The organism is Burkholderia sp. Bp9015 (genome assembly GCF_003853505.1).
In the GTDB taxonomy this organism is placed as follows: domain Bacteria; phylum Pseudomonadota; class Gammaproteobacteria; order Burkholderiales; family Burkholderiaceae; genus Burkholderia.
Map to the genome: position 1 here is coordinate 61523 of NZ_QTPZ01000008.1, position 14011 is coordinate 75533.

Genomic DNA, 14011 nt, shown 5'->3' on the forward strand with positions numbered 1-14011 from the left:
AATATCGATCGACGGGCAGCGGTTCTTACGCTCCGACGCAGAATTTACCGTTCGTTTCAAAGCTGCTCATACTGTGGGCGTTCCCCGCGGCTATGCTTCGTTGCACGCACAATAACCTCGAAGGGGGACAAAGCAATGAACAACACATTCTGGAAGGCCGCACTATGCGCGGCGGCGGTGCCGTTCGCACTCGCAGGATGCGGCGGCGGCGACGATGGCGGCAGCCCGCAAACCGGCACGCTGCATGTCGCAATGACCGATGCACCGTCATGCGGCTTCGATCACGTATTCGTGACCGTCTCTCAGGTTCGCGTCAATGCGAATGGGAATGCTTCCGATAACGATGCCGGCTGGTCGACCATCACGCTGGCGACACCGCAGAAGATCGACCTGCTGTCGCTGACCAACGGCGTGCTCGCCGATATCGGCCAGACCGCCTTGCCGGCCGGCCAGTATCAGCAGATCCGCCTCGTTCTCGCGCCGAACCAGGGCAACACCCTCGCGAACTCGGTCGTCCCGACGGGCGGCACGGAACAGGCGCTCGCGACGCCGAGCGCGACGCAAAGCGGTTACAAGATCATCCAGCCTTTCACGGTCCAACCGAACACGCTCGTCGACCTCGTACTCGACTTCAACGCGTGCAAGTCGATCGTCCAGCGCGGCAACGGCACCTATGCGCTGAAGCCGGTCGTCACCGCGATCCCGACCGTCGTGAGCGGCGCGATCTCCGGCTATGTCGCCTCGGCCGAAGCCGGCGCGACCGTGTATGCGGAACAAGGCGGCAAGGTGGTCCGCGGCACGGTTGCCGACAACACCGGAAAATTCGTGCTGTCGCCGCTGATCCAGAGCTCGACGCAAGGCAACTACGACGTCGTGATCGTGCAGAACAACTTCGCGTCCGGCATCGTCCGCTCGGTTCCGGTCGTGGTGAACACGACCACGGCCGTGTCGGCGTCGACTGCCCCGATCACGCTGCCGGCATCAACGATGAGCACGGTCAGCGGCACGGTGACGGCAAGCGCCAATGCGTTCGTGCGCGCGTTGCAGACCGTCGATGCGAATGCGTACGAGATCACGTCGATCAACGCGAACCTGGATACGGGTACGTATGCGCTCAACGTGCCCACGGCCGCGCCGATCGTCGGCACGTACTCGGGCTCGCTGCCGGTCGCGCTGGCCGCGTCGCCGATCGCCGCGGCACAATACACGATCGAAGCGGACGCAGCGTCGGGCGCAACGCAATCGACGAACGTCAACGCGACGACCAGCCAGTCGAACGTCAATTTCAGCTTCTGACGCATCGGCAGCATCATCGAAAGGGCCTCACGGCCCTTTCCTCAATAAACGGGAGAACGAAGTGAAGAAAGGGGTTATCACATTGCTCGCCGCGGCGAGCGTGGTCGGCGCGCTCAGCGGATGCGTCGCATATGTTCCGGGGCCGCCGGTCGTCGTGGCGCCGCAGGGCGGACCGGGGAACGGGTTCTGCCCGCCCGGACAGGCGAAGAAAGGCAATTGCTGATTGCACGAGGCCCGCGTACGCGGGCCTTTTTCATGGTCGGTCGCTGCATGACGGGCATCGCGGCGGAATGGCGGAAGGCAGCCGACTACAACCAACGCTCGCGGAGACCCGCCAGGTAAGACTCCCGCAGCTGCAGATAGCCTCCTACCCACAATCCTACCCATATTGAGCTCAGCGGCAATCCAATATCAGCCGCAACGCCCTGATGAGAAACGGCGGCCGAGCAGTTTCCCGCAAAAATTCAACAAAAACTCTACCCTCACGGACTCGCCTGCGTTCGGGACGCTCCCCACAAGCCGGTACGATGCGGGAATGCGATCCGGCGAGATACATTTATGTCAAGTCAAAATTCATGTCGAGCGTAGCCAAAGCTATGCCGGACCGCCAAACGTAGTGCTGTCACGGACGCAGCTCCGCAATCCGATCGGCTCGCCAACTGCCACGCCGGGCGAGAACCTCAATGATGCCGATCGCGCGCAGATCGAAGGCGTGCCCGAGAATCAGCGGCTCGTAAGCGCGGCATTCGCACTACAGCAGGACACGTCCGAACGAAGCGCATCCCCCGACCCTCTCGGGCAACCCGCACGCTCGCCCCGATTGAAACGCCGTCCGTGCAGCTGTGCCACCGCCCCGTGGCCCGTCCCGGTGCCGTCTGCACGGTCGGCTCACGCCACTCGGTATATCTCGAATGCCAACACCAGAAGCGCGCTCTCCGCTGTGGACGGAGATGAAGCGCGCGCCGCCCAAAATACCGTGACGGGATAATAGACTGGCGTAGGCGCAGCGTCCCACGGCATGCGGTCGACCTCAATAGCGCTACCGCACCTCACGATATGCCTCGCCGACGAAATCACGGACCAGTTCGCTCTACGTCACACATTATTCGCGAGCGCACGCAGATCTTGTTCACAATCGCTGAGGACGTCCGCCGAGAGCCTGGCGCGTCGCTCGATTAGGGTACGTACGAAGCGCATGTCGCGCCCGCGATTTAGCGTCACACCAGCCGTCACCACCCCGTCGCGCAATCCGAACAGCACGCACGCGGATCCGGAGAGATCACCACGCTCGATCCACTCGGAGGCTGTCATGTCGCCTGCGAACTGCAGGTTCACGCCACATTGATCGGTCCAGAACCACGGCATCTGCGGTAAGTCATCCGGCTCACCGAGCATCGCCGAGGCCGCACGCACGGCCTGTCGATTTGCGTTATCCCAACTTTCCCGACGCAGAGGCGGGCCACCGCGTGGGTCTACTTCGGCCGTATTGTCGCCTGCGGCGAAGATGTCCGGATGCGACGTCCGGCAGGCAGAGTCGACGAGAATCCCGCCGTCCGTACGCAGGCCGGCATCCCTCGCGAGCGCATCGTCCGGTTCGACGCCGATCCCGTAAACAACGGCATCGCCGCGTACGGCGGTGCCATCTTCGAGCGTCAACACGAACCCATCGATGTTGCGCGCCGCGTCGAGCAGCTTCACTCCGGTCCGCACATCCACGCCCCGCGCACGATGCAGCGCGAGCAAATGTGAACGCACCCGCAACGGCGCGCAGCGCGCCATCACGTCTGGTGCCTGCTCGATCACCGTCACCCGGGCCCCAAGCTCGATCGCGCTCGATGCGACTTCCATCCCGATCACGCCACCGCCAACGATCAACAGCCGCGTGCCGCCTTGAAGCGCTCGACGCAACGCATGCGCGTCGTCGAGTGTACGCAAGGTATGCACACCGGGGCCCAGACGGTCGAGCATCGGCAGCCTCCTGACCCGCGCCCCTGTCGCCAGCAGCAACTTGCCGAATTCGAGCAGCGTCCCATCGGCAAACGTCAGCGTGCGCTGCGCCGGATCGATCGCCGTGACGCGGGTGCCGAGCCTGCGCTCGATCCGCTGGTCGGCGTAGAACGTCTCCGGACGAAGCGCAATGCACGCGCCATCCGGTTTCAGCAACACCTCTTTCGACAGCGGCGGTCGCTCGTAAGGCACATGCGGTTCATCGCCGATCAGCACGACAGGTCCGTCGAAGCCGCGCCGCCGGAGCTCGGCTGCCGCGGTCGTACCCGCCTGCCCCGCGCCCACGATCACGCAGGCGGCCTCGCCGGCCGCACCACCTGCTTCACGGTCGAGCGACATCGAGGCCTCCAGCGACATGACGGATCCCGCGAATGCCGAGGCCTGCGTCGGCCTGGATCATCACGCCGGATAGCGTGCGATTGTTCGCACGCGATGCAAGCAGCACGAACGGTCCGGTGAAATCCGCCGGCGCCGGAAAAAACTGCAGCGGGAGAATACTGGCGATCGCCTCCGGGGTCCGCGTATCCATGATGCGCTGCTGCGACTGTCCAAGTGCGTCGGGGCCACGCAGGTCGCTCGCCATCCCGCACGGCCCGACGCCGTTCACGCGCACGTGCGGCGCAAGCTCGTACGCCAGCTCGCGAATCAGACCGACCGCCGCATGCTTGCTCGCCGTATACAGCGGACCGCCGCCGCCCGGATAGAACGCCGCGTTCGACAGCGTGAAAATCATACTGCCTTGCGATGCCACCAGCGCGTCTGCAGCCGCCTTCGCACCCAGCAGGTACCCTTTCACGTTGACCGCGAACAATTCGTCGAACCCGGCGTCGAGCCTTTCCGGTGACAGGCCCAGCAGGCCCGCGCCGTGATCCCACAGCGCGGCGTTGCCGACGAACGTATCGAGCTTTCCGAAACGCTCGACGGTCGCGTCGACCGCGCGCCGGTTGTCGTCGTACACGCGCACGTCGCCGCACACCACTTCGATATCCGCACCAAAGCGCGCACGCAATGCGGTGACTTTTTCCGCCGAACGTTCGAGCACGCCGACCCGCGCGCCTTCGGCGAGAAAGCGCTCGACGAGCGCGAGCCCGAGGCCCGACCCGCCGCCCGTGATCAGCGCGACTTCTCCATCGAGCCAGCTCATGCCAGCTCCGGCTCGTCGACGTATAGCGCACCGGCGTCGACGACGACCGGGAACGTACGCAATGCGTCCGTCGCAGGCTGGCACAGCGCCGCACCGGTCTTCAGGCAAAAGCGCGCGGCATGCAATGGACATTCGACAGTCGCATCGTCTTCGATATAGCCGTCGGACATGGACGCGTTGCCGTGCGTGCAGCGATCGGACAGTGCGTAATACGTGCCCTGCACGCGAAACACCGCGATCGCGCCGTGTGCACCGCTTACGCGCGTCGCGTCGCCGTCGGCGAGCGCGTCGATGGGTCCTACGAGGATTCGAGCCATGATCAGAAAAGCACACTGAGGTTATGGGAAGACAGCACTGCCTGGTCGAGCACGATCTCTCGGCGGCATATGTGCCAATCGCCGACGTCGTCCGCACGACGCACGCGATCGCGGCGCGCCCCGACATAGAACGTCTCGTCGCGCTCCTTCTGCGAGCGGTACAGCAGATAGTTGACGTACACGTCGTATTCTCCGTGCGCGTCGGTCGGTTCGACCCGGACGTTCGCGAGCAGATGCCGCGTGCGCGAAGGCGGCTCCTCAGCCCACGCCATGCCCGTCTCGAGCCGTGCGATGCGGCGCTCCAGCTGCGCCTTCGTGTCGTTGAAGATCCACGTGGTGGGCGGCTGAACGCCCTTGCGGCGGTCGCGCGTCTGAGCGTTGACGGTCGTGCGCATCGTGTACTGCACGTCGTTGCTCAGCAGCGCGAGCCAGTCGCGAAAGCGCCATGTATCGAGGCAGTCGGCCTCGCGATACAAGAACTGCGTGATGTCGTGATGCAGCGCCGCTGTCACGGGCACCCGTTCGATCGTGGCGGCGTCGTTCATTTCAGCAGCTCCTGTTCATATTCGCGCGTCCGGCGCTCGACTTCGCCCCAGTTGTCAGACAGCAACAGGTCGGCCCAGCGGCGGTACATCCCGCGCGCCGCCGTTTCCGAGAAGATGTAGTTGGTAATGCCCGGAATGCCGTCCGTGCGCACACGCTCGCCGCCCAGGCCCATTTCGACGCAGAGCCGCGTCTTGCGCGCGCGGTTGCCGCGCAGCACTTTCTGCACCTCGACCCAGTTCTCCGAATCGTCCTGTTCGAGGAAGCCGGCCGGGCCGAACGCGCGTGTCGCGCTGCGCTCGAATGCGGCCTTCACTTCGTCCGACGCCTGCTTGTCTGCGATGCAGAACGCCCACACCTCGACCTGGTTCGGGCCGCGCGGATGCCACACGCGCAAGGTCGCGGTGCCGTTCAGCCAGGACATCGTCGGGAACAGGTTGTTGTGGCCCGCGAGACGGCGCGCGCGCACCGTCCCCAGGCGCGCCTCCGCTTCTTCATATGTATCGCGGAAATACTGGGACACTTCACCGTCGACCCATACGTTCGCGTCCGGCTCCTCGGTGAAAAAGAAGCCGCTGCCGTGGCCGGCCTGACCATACTGCAGGGCGTCCTTTGCGGTCTCCCACACAGGGCGCGCGGTCTGCCCCGCACCGAGGGCCTTGTCGCCGGCACCGGCCTTCAAGCCGAGCACCTCGATCGCCGACGCGTGTGAGTACAGCGCGTGATATTGGTCGCTCGCAAACTGCTCGGCCGGGAATTTCCAGTTGCAGTCGATCACCCATTTGTGCACGCCGCCCACGATCTCGGTGCCGCCTTCCCGGCGATCCAGCACGCCATCGAGATACCACGCCATGTCGCCCATATAGGCGTCGAGATCCGGCGCATCGGCGTCCCAGTTACCAAACACCAACCCCTTGTAGATCGCAACCCTCGTGACTTCCTGCAGCCCGAGATGCTGCTTGCAGAGGCCATGCGGGAACGCGCGCGCCTCAAGTGGCACGTCGATCAGCGCGCCGTCCGTGCCGTACGACCAGCCGTGATACGGGCACGTAAACGAGCGCGCATTGCCGGAGTCGGCGAAGCTCACCCGCATCGAGCGGTGCCGGCACTGGTTCAGGAATGCCTTCACCGAGCCGTCCTTTTGCCGCACGACGACGATGGGGTCCTCGCCCATGTACGTGTTGAAGAAATCACCGGCCTTCGGAATCTGGCTCACATGCGCGAGGAACAGCCAGCATCGTCCGAAGATGCGTTCGAGCTCCAGCGAGTAGATCGCCGGATCGGTATAGATCGACGACACCACGCGGCCGTTGCGTGAGTCGACCAGTGCGTCGATGTCAAGCTTCTCTGTCATTTGCGTCTCCTCCGTGGCACCATCCGTTCCATACGGACAGGCACGCGAGGATGATCGTCGGTCGTGCGTTCGTTGTGAAATAGTTTGTTTGTTTGCCGTTAGACGTTTTGGCGATGACAGCCGAATGGAACTCCGACACCTACGATATTTTGTTGCCGTCGCCGACGAGCTGAACTTCACGCGCGCCGCGCAACGGCTGCACACCGCACAGCCGTCGCTGAGCCAACAGATTCGCGATCTCGAGGACGAGGTCGGCACGCGGCTGCTCGAGCGCTCGAAGCGCAAGGTCGAACTGACCGAAGCGGGCCACGTGTTCCTTGCGGAAGCGCGGCTGGTGCTCTCGCAGGCGGATCGCGCTGTCGAACGGGCTCGTCAGACAGGCCGGCGGCAAGCACTGACCGTGAGAATCGGATTTGTGCCGGCAGCGGAAGTGGCCATCTTTCCGGCGATCCTGCCAAAGCTGCGGATGCAGTGTCCGGGTGTGCACGTCGAACTGCGGAGCATGCCGACGATGGAACAGGAGGACGCGCTGCTGCGTGGCGACATCGACATCGCGTTCATGCGTCGGCCCGTGCAGGCGCCGAATCTGCATGAGGAAGTCGTGCTAACCGAACCGCTCATCGTGCTGATGCAGGCCGATCACCCGCTCGCCGCGCATGCGCGCATCGCACCCGCGATGCTCGACGGCCAGGCGTTCATCCAGACCAATCCGGCCTACGCGGGGCAGCTGTACGACATCGTCGACCGGTACTTCACCGACCACGGGATCCACCCGGATGTCGTGCAGGTCGCGACGAACATCCTGCTGAACCTGAACCTCGTCGGGATGGGGCTCGGCGTTGCCCTGCTGCCGGCGTACGTCGCGGCGCTGGTTGGTGAATCGATGTGCTGCCGCGCGCTTGCCAGTCCAGCGCCCCGCATCGATCTGCTGATGGTCACGCGCGCGGAGCCGCATTCCCGGGAGCTGGGCGCCCTCGTGGACCTGATGCGCCGCGCAACCTTCAGCCGCCACGACTGAACACGATGCGCTGTCGGACGACGATCGCGCCCAGCGCATTCGACGTGGCGGGATCGTGCGCAACGACGCAGGATCATGGGCGGCCGCGCGAAAGACGAGCCGGCATCATCCCGTCGAACCGGACCACAACGCCCCCGAGGGGGGGGGCGCCGCAGAAGCGGCCGGAAGCGATCGTTGTGATCCGAATCGAGGCCAACGCGACGATCCGGCCGACGCGCAAGCCCCGGATCGGCGAAACGCCTCTCGAAAGCAGCGCCCGCCGCCGCACTCAATGCTGCAGGAAGTCGACCACCATCCGGTTGAACGCGTCCGCATGCTCCCACTGCGCCCAGTGCCCACACCGGTTGAACACATGCAGTTGAGCGTTCTGCATTCCGGCGATGAGCCGCAGGCCGGTATCCATTGGCACGAACCGATCGTCGCGCCCCCAGATCACGAGCGTCGGCGCTGCGATCTCGCCCAACCGCGGGCCGTAGTCGGTGAACTGTTTCGGATTGGCCGCGAGGCTCTTCACGAAGTTCTCGAGGTGATCGCGCCGCGCGAGCATGTTGTCGAGGCGTGCTTTCATCAACTCGTCCGTCAGCGCGCTCGAGTCATAGACGAACACGTTCATCATCCGTTTCAGGTTCTCGATCGTCGGCTCGCGATACAGCCCCTGCAACAGCTTGATGCCTTCGGTCGGCATCGGCGCGAAGTTGCTCGGGCCGCCGGTGCCGCCACCCATCAGCACGAGTTTGCCCACGCGCCCGGGATTGCCGAGCGCGAACGCAACCGCGCTATGCCCGCCCATCGAATTGCCGAGAATATGCACGCGCTCGATATCGAGCACGTCGAGCAGCCCCTTCAGCACGCGGCCGTTGAGTTCCGAGCGCGACGACGCACAGACGATCGGATCGCTCTTGCTCCAGCCCGGGCAGTCCATCAGGATCACGCGATAGCCGGCCGCGACCAGCGGCTCGACGTTGCGGTTGAAGTTCGCCCAGCCGCTCGCGCCGGGGCCCGAGCCGTGCAGCATCACGACCGTCTCGCCGGTGGGTCCGGCGCCCGTGTCGTTATAGTGGATCCGCAGTTCGAGGTCGCCGTCCTTCACGCGGGCAAACTGGCTCGTCGACGCTTCCGTGATCGGTGATGTCGTCGCAGTCATGATGATGTCCTTTCCGAAAAAATGAATGATCTCGATCGCGGGCCGCGCTCGCGAGGCCCGTCCGAATCGCTACGCGCGCTGCGGCTCGCCCGTGCGCTGCCGCGCAAACGCGCCCACCACCGTCAACGCCGCCACCGCGGCGATCACGATCAGCGGGATGCTCGCCGACACCAGCATCGACGGGCTCTGGCCGAGGGCGAACAACTGTCCTGCGACCAGCGGCCCGAGAATCGAACCGAGCCGCCCCACCGCGACGGCCGCACCCACGCCCGTGCCGCGCACTTCGGTCGGATACGCATGGCCGGCCAGCGCATACAGCACCGACTGGCCGCCGACGAGGAACAGCCCGCACAGCAAACCGCCGATCGCCATCGACGTCGCGCCGCCCGCGCTCGCCAGCGTGGTCAGCGCGACAGCGACGCCGACATACATGCCGATCACCGTGCCGCGCCGTCCAAAGCGGTCCATCAGCGTCGCGATCGCGACGGCCCCGATACCACCGCCGATGTTGAACATCATCAGCACGACGTTGGCCTGCACGCGTGTCAGTCCGCGCGACAGCACCATCGACGGCAGCCAGTTCATCAGGAAATACAGCACGACCAGCGTGCCGAGATAGCTGATCCACAGCGCAATGGTCGTACGCGCGCGGCCGTGTCGCCACAGCGCGTCACGCACGCCGGGCAGGCCGGCGACATGGCCCGCCACGGTCGACCGGGTCGCCACGAACTGCCGCGACTCGTGCAGGAACATCCCGAGCAGCGGTACCATGACGAGCGGCCCGACTCCGCCGACGTAAAACACGTGACGCCAATTCGCATCGCCTGCGCTCGCGATGCCGATCACAGCGGCGATCGCCGCACCGAACGGCATCCCGCAGTACATCGCGCCGACCGCCGTGCCGCGCTGCCGCGGGCCTGCCGCTTCCGAGCACAGCGCGATCAGGTTCGGCATCGCGGCGCCGAGCCCGCAGCCCGTCATCAGTCGCGCAATAAGCAGGCTCTCGAAGCTCCAGACCTGCGTCGTCGCGAGCGAGAACAGGCCGAACATCGCGACCGACCACATCAGCACGCGCTTGCGGCCGAACCGGTCGGCCAGCCTGCCGCCGAGCGCGGCACCCGGCAGCAGGCCGAGCGCGCCCGCGCTGAACGCCCAGCCCATCTGCGCGACGGCGAGCGAAAACTCCTTCGCCATGCGCGGGCCAGCCACCCCCGCCGATTGCAGGTCCAACCCTTCGAGCAACGCAATCGCGAGGCACAACATGATCGTCGCGTGTCCCGTGCGTCCATCTCGCGCGGTATCGCCTTCCTTTCGTGACGTATTCATCAAAAGTCTCCAAAGATTGATATACAGGCCGCTCTTGCCGGCAGCTGTCATGTATCGGACCGCGACGTGCGCGGTCCTGCCGTCCGTTCCTATGCGGCCTCGCCACGCTTCTTCAGATCGAGCGCGACGTCGACGATCATGTCTTCCTGGCCGCCCACCATACGGCGCTTGCCCAGTTCGACGAGGATGTCCACGGTGCTGATGTCGTACTTCTTCGCGGCCGCTTCCGAGTGACGCAGGAAGCTCGAATACACGCCCGCATAGCCGAGCGCGAGCGTTTCGCGGTCGACGCGCACCGGACGGTCCTGCAGCGGTCGCACGATGTCGTCGGCGGCATCCATGAGCGTGTAGAGATCGGTGCCGTGGTTCCAGCCCATCCGCTCGGCCGCCGCGATGAACACTTCGAGCGGCGCATTGCCGGCGCCTGCCCCCATTCCTGCGAGCGACGCATCGATCCGGTCGCAGCCTTCCTCCACCGCGACAATCGAGTTCGCGACGCCGAGCGACAGGTTGTGGTGCGCGTGCATGCCGGTTTCCGTTTCTGGCTTCAGCACCGCCTTCACCGCACGGAACCGGTCGCGCACGTCCGACATCGTCAGCGCGCCGCCGGAATCGACGACGTAGATGCAGGTCGCGCCGTAGCTTTCCATCTTCTTCGCCTCGACGGCCAGATTCTCCGGCGTCGTCATGTGGCTCATCATCAGGAAGCCGACCGTGTCCATGCCGAGTTCGCGCGCATATTCGATGTGCTGCTTCGAGATATCCGCCTCGGTGCAGTGCGTCGCGACACGCACGATGCGCGCGCCGGCGTCGTACGCGGCCTTCAGGTCGTGAATCGTGCCGATGCCCGGCAAGAGCAGCGTCGCGATCCGCGCGTGTTCGACGACGTCCGCTACCGCCTCGATCCATTCGAGATCGGTATGCGCGCCGAAGCCGTAGTTGAAGCTCGACCCTTGCAGGCCGTCGCCGTGCGCGACCTCGATGCTGTCCACCCTGGCGCGATCCAGCGCGCGTGCGATGTCCTGCACGTTCGCGATCGAATACTGGTGTCGAATGGCGTGACTGCCGTCGCGCAGCGTCACGTCGGAGATATACAGTTTCTTGCTCATCGCCGTTTGCTCCTTACGCGCTCACGCGCGCCTGCGCCATGCGTTCGGCGGTCGCGAGCGCGGCGGAAGTCATGATGTCGAGATTGCCCGCGTAGGCAGGCAGGTAGTGCGCGGCGCCCTCCACTTCGACGAACACCGACGTTTTCAGGCCGCTGAACGTTCCCAGGCCCGGAATACGGATCGGTGCGCTCGCCGGAATCTCGTCGAATTGCACCTTCTGCTTGAGCCGATAGCCAGGCACGTACGCGTGCACCTTCGCGACGGTGTCCTCGATCGACGCCTCGACCTCCGCGCGAGACGCGAGGTCGGACAGCGTATAGACCGTGTCGCGCATCATCAGCGGCGGCTCGGCCGGGTTCAGCACGATGATCGCCTTGCCCTTCGCGGCGCCGCCGACCACCTCGATCGCCTTCGACGTCGTTTCGGTGAATTCGTCGATGTTCGCGCGCGTACCGGGGCCCGCCGACTTGCTGCTGATCGACGCGACAATCTCCGCGTAGTGCACCTTCGCGACGCGCGACACAGCCGCGACGATCGGAATCGTCGCCTGGCCGCCGCACGTGACCATGTTCACATTCGGCGCGTCGATATGCGCGTCGAGGTTGACGACCGGCACGCAGTACGGGCCGATCGCGGCGGGTGTCAGATCGATCATGCGAATCGACGGCTTAAGCGTGCGCAGCAGCGCGGCGTTGCGAACGTGCGCGCCTGCGGACGTCGCGTCGAACACGAAATCGATCTGGTCGAATGCCGGCAGACGCGTGAGCCCTTCGACGCCTTCGTGCGTGGTAGCGACACCCAGTCGCGCGGCGCGCGCGAGACCGTCCGAGTTCGCGTCGATACCGACCATTGCCGCCATTTCCAGATGCCTGCCGTGACGGAGGATCTTGATCATCAGGTCCGTGCCGATGTTGCCGGAGCCGATGATCGCCGCCTTGAGTTTTTCGGAAGCCATACGAGTTCCTGAGTTAAGCCGTAAAAGTTGCCCGGACGCTGCCGAGCCCGTCGATCTGCGCGACATAGGTGCCGGCCTCGCGGACGGCGACCATCGGACCAAGCGCGCCGGTCAGCACCACGTCGCCGGCGCGCAGCGGCGTGCCGAGCTGCACCATCCGGTCGGCCAGCCACACGGCAGCGTTGAGCGGATTGCCGAGGCAGGCGGCGCCACTGCCCTTCGACAGCACTTCGCCATCGCGGGCCAGTGTCATCGCACAGCCCGTCAGATCAAGCCGGGAAAGCGGCACCGGACGGCTGCCGACCACGAAGCGCGCGCTCGATGCGTTGTCGGCGACCGTGTCGACGAACCGGATGTCCCAGTCGCGGATGCGGCTGTCCACCACCTCGATCGCGGCGAGCGCATAAGCGCTCGCGCGCAGAATGTCGACGAACGTGTGCCGGTCTTGCGTGAGGTCGTGATCGAGCACGAGCGCGATCTCCGCTTCGACCTTGGGCTGGATCAGTTGCGCAAGCGAAATCGGCGCCCCGTCGCCGCAAGCCATGTTCGCGAACAACGCGCCGAAATCGGGCTGGTCGACACCCAGCTGTGCCTGCACCGCGAGCGACGTCAGGCCGATCTTGCGGCCGACGATGCGCTCGCCGTTCGCGACGCGCCGGTCGACGTTGGCCTGCTGCACCGCGTATGCCATCGTCATCGCGTCGAGCGGGATGCCGCCCGCGGCGGCCTCGCCGCGCAGCGGCGCGATCGTGCTGAGCGACGCCTCGGCTTCGCGCAGTCGCGCGGCCAGTGTCGTCACAAGGTTCGAATCGGACATCGAGGTCTCCTGGAGTTCTGTCACGCCAGCGCCGCGACAGCGGTCGACGGCGTGGCGTGCATGGTGGCGAAACCCGCGATCCATTCGGGAATCGCGCGGTAGTAGTCGAGTGACGCGTGGTACGGGCCATACGCGGCGAGCGCGGCGAATGCGGCGACCCACGTGCGGATCTCGTGCGCGGACTTGCCGCCGTCGCGCGTGATCGCGTCATTGGTCAGGCCGTCCAGCGCTGTCAGTTCGCCAGATGCGAGTCTGGCAAGGAACGCGCGATCCCATTCGGGGTTGAGCGGATGCAGCGGACTGTCGCCGGCGGCAAACGAACGGGCGGCGGCCACGGTACGCGCCTGACGCGCCGCGCGCGACTCGGCCGACGGATTGCGACCGGCGATCAGCCGCTCCGCCACTTCGGCCGTCGCGCCGATCAGTTCCGGTACAGGTGGCTCGTGCGAGATGCCGCCCGAGCCGACCACCAGTACGCGGCGGTCGGTACGCGCGAGATGGCGGCCGATCGCATCGCCCAGCAAACGCGCGCGGCGTAGCGGCGCCATCGGTGGCGCGACGGAATTGATGAACACCGGAATCACCGGATGGCGATCGAGACCGCCCGTCAGTATTTCAAGCGCCTGCGCGCAGCCGTGGTCGACCTGCATCCGGTACGACAGCGCGACATCGACGTCGGCGGCCAGCACGCTTTCCGCCAGCGCGTGCGCGAGATCGCCCGGCACCGGCAGCGTGCCGGCCAGGCTCTTGAAATCACCGATCGCGTCGGCGCGTGCGCCGATGCAGAACGGCGGCATCATGTCGTAGAAGAATCCGTTGAAATGATCGGGGGCGAAAACGACGATCAGGTCAGGCCGGAAACGCTCGACACGTTCACGCGCGGCTCGGCCGATGCGCTCGACTTCGGCAACCACGTCGGGCGCCGGATCGAAGTAGCCGTGCAGCGGCGTATGGGACAGACATTCGAGATGAATCGGCATG

The 14011-nt window shown here is 65.5% G+C and carries 13 protein-coding genes; 2 read left to right on the plus strand and 11 right to left on the minus strand.

Going from position 1 to position 14011, the window contains the following annotated elements; all coding sequences use genetic code 11:
* Positions 1-135: 135 nt before the first annotated feature.
* The gene (locus tag DIE12_RS11150) at positions 136-1296 is read left to right on the plus strand and encodes a DUF4382 domain-containing protein (RefSeq protein ID WP_124521182.1); all 1161 of its coding nucleotides are present in this window, start codon (positions 136-138) and stop codon (positions 1294-1296) included.
* Positions 1297-2391: 1095 nt separating this feature from the next.
* Here DIE12_RS11150 and hcaD read toward each other — a convergent pair.
* From hcaD to hcaE, 5 genes are read right to left on the minus strand one after another with little or no spacing between them, the layout of a single operon-like run.
* Positions 2392-3660 carry a 3-phenylpropionate/cinnamic acid dioxygenase ferredoxin--NAD(+) reductase subunit gene (hcaD, locus tag DIE12_RS11160; RefSeq protein ID WP_260429012.1) on the minus strand — a complete coding sequence of 423 codons (1269 nt, stop codon included), beginning with the start codon at positions 3658-3660 and terminating at the stop codon, positions 2392-2394.
* Positions 3626-4447 carry a 3-phenylpropionate-dihydrodiol/cinnamic acid-dihydrodiol dehydrogenase gene (gene hcaB / locus DIE12_RS11165; RefSeq protein ID WP_124551203.1) on the minus strand — a complete coding sequence of 274 codons (822 nt, stop codon included), beginning with the start codon at positions 4445-4447 and terminating at the stop codon, positions 3626-3628. Before hcaB ends, hcaD begins: the two co-directional genes overlap by 35 nt.
* Positions 4444-4764 carry a 3-phenylpropionate/cinnamic acid dioxygenase ferredoxin subunit gene (gene hcaC, locus DIE12_RS11170; RefSeq protein ID WP_124551204.1) on the minus strand — a complete coding sequence of 107 codons (321 nt, stop codon included), beginning with the start codon at positions 4762-4764 and terminating at the stop codon, positions 4444-4446. The genes hcaB and hcaC overlap by 4 nt, the downstream gene beginning before the upstream one ends.
* 2 nt (positions 4765-4766) lie before the next feature.
* The gene (gene hcaF / locus DIE12_RS11175) at positions 4767-5309 is read right to left on the minus strand and encodes a 3-phenylpropionate/cinnamic acid dioxygenase subunit beta (protein ID WP_124551205.1); all 543 of its coding nucleotides are present in this window, start codon (positions 5307-5309) and stop codon (positions 4767-4769) included.
* Positions 5306-6661, minus strand: a complete 1356-nt coding sequence (gene hcaE / locus DIE12_RS11180; RefSeq protein WP_124551206.1) for a 3-phenylpropionate/cinnamic acid dioxygenase subunit alpha — start codon at positions 6659-6661, stop codon at positions 5306-5308. The genes hcaF and hcaE overlap by 4 nt, the downstream gene beginning before the upstream one ends.
* Here hcaE and hcaR point away from each other — a divergent pair.
* The gene (gene hcaR / locus DIE12_RS11185; protein ID WP_260429013.1) at positions 6642-7679 is read left to right on the plus strand and encodes a DNA-binding transcriptional regulator HcaR; all 1038 of its coding nucleotides are present in this window, start codon (positions 6642-6644) and stop codon (positions 7677-7679) included. The two genes, hcaE and hcaR, sit on opposite strands and share 20 nt — an antisense overlap.
* Positions 7680-7947: 268 nt before the next feature.
* Here hcaR and DIE12_RS11190 read toward each other — a convergent pair whose 3' ends face one another.
* The 6 genes from DIE12_RS11190 to DIE12_RS11215 form a co-directional block, all read right to left on the minus strand.
* Positions 7948-8823: an alpha/beta fold hydrolase gene (locus DIE12_RS11190; protein WP_124551207.1), complete on the minus strand. Its 876-nt coding sequence runs from the start codon at positions 8821-8823 to the stop codon at positions 7948-7950.
* A gap of 69 nt (positions 8824-8892) precedes the next feature.
* The gene (gene mhpT, locus DIE12_RS11195; RefSeq protein ID WP_124551208.1) at positions 8893-10149 is read right to left on the minus strand and encodes a 3-(3-hydroxy-phenyl)propionate transporter MhpT; all 1257 of its coding nucleotides are present in this window, start codon (positions 10147-10149) and stop codon (positions 8893-8895) included.
* Positions 10150-10238: 89 nt separating this feature from the next.
* On the minus strand, positions 10239-11258 hold the full coding sequence (gene dmpG, locus DIE12_RS11200; protein ID WP_039355196.1) for a 4-hydroxy-2-oxovalerate aldolase: 1020 nt from the start codon (positions 11256-11258) through the stop codon (positions 10239-10241).
* Positions 11259-11271: 13 nt separating this feature from the next.
* The gene (locus DIE12_RS11205; RefSeq protein WP_124551209.1) at positions 11272-12213 is read right to left on the minus strand and encodes an acetaldehyde dehydrogenase (acetylating); all 942 of its coding nucleotides are present in this window, start codon (positions 12211-12213) and stop codon (positions 11272-11274) included.
* A 13-nt stretch (positions 12214-12226) separates the two neighbouring features.
* Positions 12227-13030 (minus strand): fumarylacetoacetate hydrolase family protein, encoded by an 804-nt coding sequence (locus DIE12_RS11210; protein WP_124551210.1) that lies wholly within the window; start codon positions 13028-13030, stop codon positions 12227-12229.
* A gap of 20 nt (positions 13031-13050) precedes the next feature.
* Entirely contained in the window at positions 13051-14010 is a 960-nt protein-coding gene (locus tag DIE12_RS11215; RefSeq protein WP_124551211.1) for a 3-carboxyethylcatechol 2,3-dioxygenase, read from the minus strand.
* Position 14011 lies beyond the last annotated feature (1 nt).

Excerpts from the sequence above, each read along its gene's own strand:
- hcaE (WP_124551206.1), bottom strand. The coding sequence starts at position 6,661 with ATGACAGAGAAGCTTGACATCGACGCACTGGTCGACTCACGCAACGGC.
- hcaC (WP_124551204.1), bottom strand. The coding sequence starts at position 4,764 with ATGGCTCGAATCCTCGTAGGACCCATCGACGCGCTCGCCGACGGCGAC.
- DIE12_RS11205 (WP_124551209.1), bottom strand. The coding sequence starts at position 12,213 with ATGGCTTCCGAAAAACTCAAGGCGGCGATCATCGGCTCCGGCAACATC.
- DIE12_RS11210 (WP_124551210.1), bottom strand. The coding sequence starts at position 13,030 with ATGTCCGATTCGAACCTTGTGACGACACTGGCCGCGCGACTGCGCGAA.
- DIE12_RS11150 (WP_124521182.1), top strand. The coding sequence starts at position 136 with ATGAACAACACATTCTGGAAGGCCGCACTATGCGCGGCGGCGGTGCCG.
- dmpG (WP_039355196.1), bottom strand. The coding sequence starts at position 11,258 with ATGAGCAAGAAACTGTATATCTCCGACGTGACGCTGCGCGACGGCAGT.
- hcaB (WP_124551203.1), bottom strand. The coding sequence starts at position 4,447 with ATGAGCTGGCTCGATGGAGAAGTCGCGCTGATCACGGGCGGCGGGTCG.
- mhpT (WP_124551208.1), bottom strand. The coding sequence starts at position 10,149 with ATGAATACGTCACGAAAGGAAGGCGATACCGCGCGAGATGGACGCACG.
- hcaR (WP_260429013.1), top strand. The coding sequence starts at position 6,642 with ATGTCAAGCTTCTCTGTCATTTGCGTCTCCTCCGTGGCACCATCCGTT.
- DIE12_RS11215 (WP_124551211.1), bottom strand. The coding sequence starts at position 14,010 with ATGCCGATTCATCTCGAATGTCTGTCCCATACGCCGCTGCACGGCTAC.
- hcaF (WP_124551205.1), bottom strand. The coding sequence starts at position 5,309 with ATGAACGACGCCGCCACGATCGAACGGGTGCCCGTGACAGCGGCGCTG.
- DIE12_RS11190 (WP_124551207.1), bottom strand. The coding sequence starts at position 8,823 with ATGACTGCGACGACATCACCGATCACGGAAGCGTCGACGAGCCAGTTT.
- hcaD (WP_260429012.1), bottom strand. The coding sequence starts at position 3,660 with ATGTCGCTGGAGGCCTCGATGTCGCTCGACCGTGAAGCAGGTGGTGCG.